The organism is Agrobacterium sp. BT-220-3 (assembly GCF_025910175.1).
Lineage (GTDB): Bacteria > Pseudomonadota > Alphaproteobacteria > Rhizobiales > Rhizobiaceae > Agrobacterium > Agrobacterium oryzihabitans.
This window is the reverse complement of sequence record NZ_JAPAIX010000038.1, coordinates 1-2,127: the sequence shown is the minus strand read 5'-3', so window position 1 is coordinate 2,127 and position 2,127 is coordinate 1. Positions and strand designations below refer to the sequence as shown.

Here is a 2,127-nt window from a genome sequence, read left to right as displayed (position 1 = left end):
AATCAACGACCAGAATGACCTGCTCGGGCGCCTCTTCGGACTTCAAAAGGTTAACAAAGCGTGAAAATGCCACCGTTCGCGGGGTAGTCTCAGCCTACTGCAAGGTTTGCGACAAGCCCAGTAGAATCTAGGCGTTCGTCGCGGATCCAGTAAGACTAGCAAAGACGTCCGATAATGCAAGATTATCGGACATTTTATATTTCTGACATGTAGTGCGGGTTTCATCGATATTGATAGCCTAAACCGCACATTTGATCTATACTGCGAAGCATGAACTCGATCACCAAAGTGCAAATTCCATCAGTGACATGGTCGGCGAACATGCCGGGCTGGACGTTGGCATATGGCCGTGACATCGACGAAATTGATGCCGCCTTCGCCGCCGGTATCGGATTGAAATCCCTCGATGATTTGATCCGCGCCGATCCTCCTTGGCTCGGCTGCTGGCGCGACCGCCTAGCCCTGAAATCAGCCGCCGTCGCGGCCCGCATGCTCGATCGGAATGAAGAAGAGAATGCGCTGCGCGACGCCGTTTTGCTGACTCCCGCGAATGGCGATCCAGGACCGGCCGGAAAGCTGTTTTTGGCCACACGAATGCTGGCACGTCGAACAGCGATGCCCGGCACTGCGTTTGTCAGGGAACTGGCCGAGCTTCTGTCTATCCGATGGGACACGGAGCTGTGCTCGATCGCGGATCTCGCCGATGTGGCAATCCAGTCCGGGCGCGCGGCCCCCATTGCGATTGCTGATCTGGTATCCGCGATCATGGCGCTTCGTCCGGACGCGGAGGTCCTGGCTCTGGCTTTGGCAGACATCGTACTGGCCCAGAAGCTGAGATGGGCGCGACCCGTGCCGCTTCTGCTACCTGCACGGTTCGGGTCTGCATTCCGCACTATCGGCGGAAGAGGTCGAGTGCGGCCAGGTGAGCCAGCTTATCCGAAGGCAATTTGTCTGGCGCTGGTCAGCAGTGTCGAGGCGGCGCTTCAATCTGCCGCCGACATCGATCGCCGTGCCGCTCGGTTAATGGCAGCAGTGCCAAAGGTGAGGACCAAGGGGGGCGATGCGGTTATCCAAAAGCTCCTCAATGAAGACGCGGTTCCGGCCTCGGCGCCGGGGTGCAATCTGTCACGATGGGCAGCCACTCGACTGTTTGAGCGGCTGGAGAGTTTCGAAGCAGTGCGGGAACTGTCCGGCCGCTCTTCCTTTCGAATTTATGGGTTATGACGATGAGGGGAGCGAGCGCAGCAAAAACAAGTCAACGCCAAGCGAAAGACCGCCAGCAGGAGATCCTTTATGATCGTGAGCTCGAGGGACTGCCTCCAGAACTGCGGTGGCGTGAATGGATGTTGCGGGTAGAGGCGGTGATATTCGCCTCGTCCGAACCGGTCAGCCGTGAGATGCTGGCGCGGGTGGTCGGCAAAGAGTGCAGTATTGATCTGTTGGTTGATGACCTCATAGACGAATTACGAGATCGACCATACGAACTGGTATTGGTCGCAGGCGGATGGCAGCATCGCACCCGAGCGCGGTTTGCTGAGACAATTCGCATTTCGACCGCTCCGGCGAGATCAGTTGCACCACGGCTGTCAGAGACCGAGTCTAAGGTGTTGACGGCGGTGGGATATTTTCAGCCGATCACCCGGGCCGAATTGTCAGAGATTTTCGGCAAGGAGGTCAGTCGTGACACGATCGCCGGCCTGCGAGATGCGGGCCTCATCGTATCAGGGCCGAGAAGTCCGACACCCGGTGCGCCCTACACCTATGTGACAACACCTCGATTTCTGTCGGTTTTTGGCTTTGAGACCCTGCGTGACCTTCCCAACATCGAGGCACTCGAGGATGCTGGTCTTCTGAGCAGGCGAGGCAAGTTCGATACCTCCAACAAAGATCTTGCGGACATCGCTTCTGGTGGACATGACGCCGATGAGGCCGACTGATATCCCTTCTCATCGTGAGTTTGTTCGATAACGGGCTTGTCGCAAATTCTCCTAGTTAACTGGATGTTGAGCATCTGAAGAGAAATCCGCTCCAAATGTTGTGGAGTGGACCGATGATTCTGAATGCCATTACCGAGAAGCTGAAGCGCCAATCGAAGGACGATTTCAAAGGGCGTCATTTCGAGGCATG

General features: G+C 56.7%; 2 protein-coding genes and 1 pseudogene. All 3 read left to right on the top strand.

From position 1 onward, the window contains the following. Positions 1-270 precede the first annotated feature (270 nt). Positions 271-1,224 carry a DUF1403 family protein gene (locus tag OK142_RS25130; protein WP_037094333.1) on the top strand — a complete coding sequence of 318 codons (954 nt, stop codon included), beginning with the start codon at positions 271-273 and terminating at the stop codon, positions 1,222-1,224. Positions 1,225-1,226: 2 nt separating this feature from the next. Continuing rightward, positions 1,227-1,937 carry an SMC-Scp complex subunit ScpB gene (scpB, locus tag OK142_RS25125; protein ID WP_498685717.1) on the top strand — a complete coding sequence of 237 codons (711 nt, stop codon included), beginning with the start codon at positions 1,227-1,229 and terminating at the stop codon, positions 1,935-1,937. 113 nt (positions 1,938-2,050) lie between these two features. Continuing rightward, positions 2,051-2,127 (top strand): annotated as a pseudogene (locus tag OK142_RS25120) (IS6 family transposase); the annotation flags it as partial.